General features: G+C 47.9%; 4 protein-coding genes. 1 reads left to right on the top strand and 3 read right to left on the bottom strand.

The window, feature by feature from the left end; all coding sequences use genetic code 11:
• The first annotated feature begins 139 nt into the window (after positions 1–139).
• Positions 140–301: a hypothetical protein gene (locus I6E49_RS13865; RefSeq protein ID WP_235403056.1), complete on the top strand. Its 162-nt coding sequence runs from the start codon at positions 140–142 to the stop codon at positions 299–301.
• Between the two features lie 12 nt (positions 302–313).
• Here the strand turns inward: I6E49_RS13865 and I6E49_RS13870 are convergent, their stop codons facing one another.
• The 3 genes from I6E49_RS13870 to secDF form a co-directional block, all read right to left on the bottom strand.
• Complete coding sequence (locus I6E49_RS13870; protein ID WP_235403058.1) at positions 314–1,615, bottom strand: hypothetical protein; 1,302 nt, start codon at positions 1,613–1,615, stop codon at positions 314–316.
• Positions 1,616–1,664: 49 nt separating this feature from the next.
• A complete protein-coding gene (locus I6E49_RS13875; RefSeq protein ID WP_235403060.1) occupies positions 1,665–1,811 on the bottom strand; it encodes a hypothetical protein in 147 nt (48 codons plus the stop codon).
• Positions 1,812–2,081: 270 nt separating this feature from the next.
• Positions 2,082–5,096, bottom strand: coding sequence for a protein translocase subunit SecDF (gene secDF, locus I6E49_RS13880; protein ID WP_235403062.1), 3,015 nt, complete (start codon positions 5,094–5,096; stop codon positions 2,082–2,084).
• Positions 5,097–5,406 lie beyond the last annotated feature (310 nt).

Here is a 5,406-nt window from a genome sequence, read left to right on the forward strand (position 1 = left end):
ACCCAAGGCGCTGCCTTGGGCTATGAGCTCATTGGCTTTCAGCCCGCTTTGTTAGACTTTTGATACACTCTCCTCTTACATAAGACAACGCCCAATCAATGATGAATACAATTTGATTGGCATAGCCGAATATTCACGGATGAGCCTAAAAGAACCGCAATCTGAAGCCTTAACTTATAATAAAATGCGCCCGGTAGATGCAAAAGCATTGCCAATTATCGCTTTTGCACTTACTGGGCGCATTATTTTATTAGGGTTTATCTTGTGCGTCAGACGGGAGTATGACGTGCAAGCTGGTTAACCTAATTGGTGGTTATTTAATATCTTGTTCTTCCCATAAGACGGTTTCTTTTGTGAGGACAGGGCGAACAGCGTACGGAACGTCTTTCTTGAAGGACTTAAAGAAATGTGTATGTTTATATTTATCATCAACAATCATATTTAAAGCATATCCTTCGTACCTGTCGTTGTATCCAGCATCAGTTGATGACCAATACACACCACCATGTGATTTGGGATCAGTAGAGGGAAGATACATTATGTTCTTTGTATATCCAGGTTGAACGCCTATATACTTAAAGTCTGTTACAACTTTGTTTTCGATAACAGCGTCTACTTCTACATTCTCTGTTTTTGTAGTATAACCATCTTGGTCAACAAAGTCCATTTCGTCTTTTGTTGGTGTGCGCCAATTTGCACCCCATACATAAGCGCTACCAGTCTTTGCTGCCTCGGTCCAACTCATTGTGCCTTTTACATTCTCAGTAGCAATTCTCGGGCCACCAATCCACAGCTGCACCCATCCTATTTTCTCTGGCTTACCATTGATGGTTGCTGTAGCAGTACCAGTAGTAGGACCAGAAGTCAGAGTATAGTATTTGCCGGCAGAAAGGCCTGCATCTTTTGTGGTCTTGAAACATCTATCATTATTACAAACCGAAATCTTCACACCAGCAGGAACTATGACATAATAGATGCCGGCATTGCCTTCTTTTGCCTTAGTAAATACCGAAACCTTAGTGTCGCTTGTCACTACATCGTAGCCAGCCTCATTCTTCTTAGCCTTCAGACCCGATACATACTTGCCGTCAGCGGTCTTCAGATAGATGTCGCACGGACCATAGTTGTCCACCTTAACGATGCGGAGCACGGCTGCCTTAGCGTCCATTGAAATCTGCAGGGGGGTAGATCCGGTAGTAGCCTCAGCTGTCTTTCCTGCCAAAGCGTACAGCTTTGCAGCCGAAGCGGATGTGCCTTCCTGATTGGTAAGGTTGATATTGGTGCTGGGATAGTAAGCATACCAGTCGGCGGCAGATGATGTCACCTTAGCGTCGGTGCTTGAGAAAGTGTCGCCACTCTTAGTGAATGTGTAATAATCGTTGATGGTGTTGTTGCCAACCACAACATTGTCGTTGTCATCGAAAGTGAATTTCCACGTGCCGGATTTGTCGTTTACATCGATAGCTGCACGCGAACTCTGCTGCGAAACAGTTGCTACAAGCACCATTCCCTTGTTGTTTTGTCCATTGCCGGAGGTTTCGATAGTTTCGTCGTTGCTGCATGCTGTGAAAGCAAGGACTACAGCAGCCAGCACGAATGATAGGATCTTTTTCATTTCCTTTACTTCTTAGCGTTTTATTCGTATTACCGTTTTAAGTTGTTTTTTATTCCTCCCAGTCAGCGTCATCACCTGCTGTTATTTCAGTTTGGGTTGTAATGCTGCCTGTTGCAGGTCCGCTTCCGGCAAGAATTGCCTGCGGTTCAAACATAATGATACTAATCTGGGGGGCCAGATACTTCTTCTTGCTCATAACTTAAAAACAAATTGAATTAAATAGTTAATTAAAATCTTGTCGTATAACAGTAAAAAAATACTCTCTTTTAAAACTATATAGAAACATTATCGTTTTACGTCTTAATTTATTCGGCTACAAATTTACAAAAATTCCAACATATAACAATGGTTAATAAGCATCTTTAACACAATGGGTTAAGGATTTGACTAAGAAACTGACGGGCACGAAAAAAGGCGCAACTCCAATCACATGGAATTACGCCTTGATATAGTTGAATCAGCGATATTATTTCACTTCAACTGCCTCTGCCATTGCAGCCTCTTCCTTCTTGACCTTACGGCCGAGAGTGATGTAAGCTACCGGAGCAGCGATGAAGATAGAAGAGAGTGTACCGAAGATTACACCGAGCAGCATAGCGAATGAGAAGCTGCGTGTGCTCTCGCCACCGAAGCAGAAGATACAGAGCAATACGATGAGCGTAGAGAGTGATGTATTAATGGTACGCGCGAGGGTCTCGTTCAGCGACTTGTTGAAGAGCTCCTGCAGATCCATCTTCTTGTGCAGTGTCAGGTTCTCACGGATACGGTCGAATACCACCACCTTATCGTTGATAGAGTAACCGATAACGGTAAGGATAGCACCGATGAAGGTCTGGTCTACCTCAAGCGAGAATGGAACAACGTCCCACAGCAGTGAGAAGAAACCTATAACGATGGTTGCGTCGATGGCAAGTGCTACGGTAGAACCGATAGAGAAAGCCACGTTGCGGAAACGTATCAAAATGTAGAGGAAGATAGCGGCGAGGGCGATGATCACTGAGATGATGGCACCGTGAGTGATGTCCTTAGCCACAGCCGGACCTACCTTTGTAGACGATACGATTGAACCGCCTGCGCGAACGTCAGGGTTCTTGAATGCCTCAACGCTGCTCTGTGTTACGAGACCTGCACCGTGCAGACCCTTGTATAGGATGTTCTCCACTTCGTTGTCTACAGCCGGATTGTTCGACTCAATCTTGTAGTTGGTTGATATACGTATAGTCTTGCCGTCAGTACCGAGTGCCAGGGCGTTGACAGTAGCTCCCTTGAACTGGGGCACGAGAGCTGCCTTTACTTCCTCAGGCTGTACCTGCTTCTCAAGCACTACAACATAGTTGCGACCACCGGTGAAGTCGATACCCTTGCTCAAGCCACGGATGGCGAAGCTGGCAATCATAACTACGATGATAGCGGCGAAGATGCCGAACGACTTCTTGCAGCCAGACATGAAGCCATAGTTCTTGTTCGCCATGAAGTTGCGCGAAACCTTGGTAGAGAAGGTCTGCTTTGTCCACTTGTCGTGAGCCAGACGGTTCTCGTAAACGAGACGTGTCAGGAACACAGCTGTGAAGAACGAGCAGCAGATACCGATGATAAGTGTGGTAGCGAAGCCGCGGATAGGACCTGTACCGAACACATACAGAATGATACCTGTGAGGATTGATGTCAAGTTAGAGTCGAAGATGGCTGAGAAAGCGTTGCTGTAGCCAAGTGACAGAGCCTGCTTTGTGCCGAGACCCTTCTTGAGTTCCTCCTTGGTACGCTCGTAGATAAGCACGTTGGCGTCCACCGCCATACCCAGGGCAAGCACGATACCGGCGATACCAGGCATTGTGAGTGCAGCCTGGAACGATGCCATGATACCCATGGTGAAGAAGAGGTTGAGCAAGAGAGCACCGTTGGCAACCATACCCGGGATGAAGTCGTACATCACAACCATGTAGATCATCAGGATGATGAAGGCTACGATGAACGAGATGAAGCCCTGCTGGATTGACTGTGCACCGAGTGTAGGACCTACTACTTCCTCCTGAACGATGTGGGCAGGAGCCGGCATACGGCCAGACTTCAATGTGTTGGCCAAGTCCTTTGTATCTTCGATAGTGAAGTTACCCGAGATTGACGACTGACCGCCAGAGATTTCACCGTTAACACGAGGTGCTGAATATACTGTTCCGTCAAGAACGATGGCGATAGCCTTGCCTACGTTGGCCTTGGTGAGGGCTGCCCAGCGGCGTGCACCGTCAGAGTTCATCGTCATAGAAACCTCAGGTGTACCTGTAAGGTTGTTGAACTGGTCCTTGGCATCGGTCACAACGTCGCCCTCGATAGGAGCGCGTCCGTTAGATGTAGTAACCTTGATGGCATAGAGTTCGTATACGTTCTTAGCCTGGATGCCGTCGGCTGGCTTAGCGCCCCAAAGCAGACGGAGGTCAGAAGGGAGCACCTGCTTGGCGATGGCAGAGTAGATGATCTTGTTGACAGCAGCTGTATCGCGTGCCGAAGCATAACCTACGAGGCTCAATGCACCGCTACCAGTGGGCTGGAATATAGAGAGGAGCGGGTGCTCCTTCTTTGCCTGTGCAAGCTGTGAAGAAGTCTCCTTAGTGTCAGTAGCCTCGTCTGCGCTCTTCTTGAGCTGGAGCTTGGCACCTGACTTGGCCTCAGCAGTAGCCTTAACGGCAGCAGCTGTATCGGCAGCTGTTGTGTCAGCCACTTCTTTCTTGCCCGAGAGGGCTGCAGCCGCGCGCTGGTCGAGCTGCTGGAGATAAGGAATGATTTCCTCAGAGTTGTATGTCTCCCAGAACTCAAGGTTTGCGCTACCCTGGAGAAGCTTACGAACGCGCTCCGGCTCGTTGATACCCGGCATCTCGACCATGATACGGCCCTGCTGGCCTTCGAGCTTCTGGATGTTAGGCTGAACAACACCGAACTTGTCGATACGTGTACGTACCACGAGGAACGAGTTGTCGATAGCTGCCTGAACTTCGTCGCGGAGCACCTTTTCTACCTGCTTGTCGGTAGAGTTGGGCGACACCTTGCCCTGGAGCTGCTGTGTAGCGAAGATCTCAGAGAGGTGATGTCCCGGAGCGTTCTTCTTGTAAGCGTTGATGAAAAGAGTGATGAAATCGCTCTGCGACACCTCGTGCTCGGCACGTGCTTCCTTCATCGACTTGGTGAAGGCAGCGTCTGTCTTGTGGTCGGCGAGGTTCTCGACTACGTCAGGAACGCTCACTTCGAGGATTACATTCATACCGCCCTTGAGGTCAAGACCAAGTCCGATCTGTGTCTCGAGGCACTTCTGGTATGAGTAGAGCCCGAGGAACTTCACAGAGTCCTTGTAGTCCTGCTGTGCTATTGGGTCCTTTATCTTCGCAGCCTGGCTGTCATAGTATTTAGTGGCAGCCGAGAACGAGAGATAAAAGATACTTGCAAGCGTCAGAAGGACGGCTGTTACAATTACAATACCTTTGTTCTGCATTTTGATTTTTATTTTTTGTTATTATTGTTTTTCTTTGTTAATATTGTTTTTATTAAGCATAGATAGCGTGCAAAGTTACTGATTTTCTTTCGTTTTGCGAAATTTATAGCTTTATTTATTTAGTTTAAGGCGCAATATTAGGCAGTTGGCACGGGTCGGGACTACTTGCCCAGGCTATGAAGACGAGCTGAATGAAGCCTGATTAGTAGGTTTGGGGCAGAGCGGGTTGCTCGCTCAGGAGGGTGTCAAAACCCAAATAAAGCGGGCTGAAAGCCCAATTTCCTCCATAGCCCAGGGCAACGCCCTGGGT

This window comes from Leyella stercorea, assembly GCF_021531655.1.

Coding starts and splice junctions, on each gene's coding strand:
- I6E49_RS13865 (WP_235403056.1), top strand. CDS start 140: ATGAGCCTAAAAGAACCGCAATCTGAAGCCTTAACTTATAATAAAATG.
- I6E49_RS13870 (WP_235403058.1), bottom strand. CDS start 1,615: ATGAAAAAGATCCTATCATTCGTGCTGGCTGCTGTAGTCCTTGCTTTC.
- I6E49_RS13875 (WP_235403060.1), bottom strand. CDS start 1,811: ATGAGCAAGAAGAAGTATCTGGCCCCCCAGATTAGTATCATTATGTTT.
- secDF (WP_235403062.1), bottom strand. CDS start 5,096: ATGCAGAACAAAGGTATTGTAATTGTAACAGCCGTCCTTCTGACGCTT.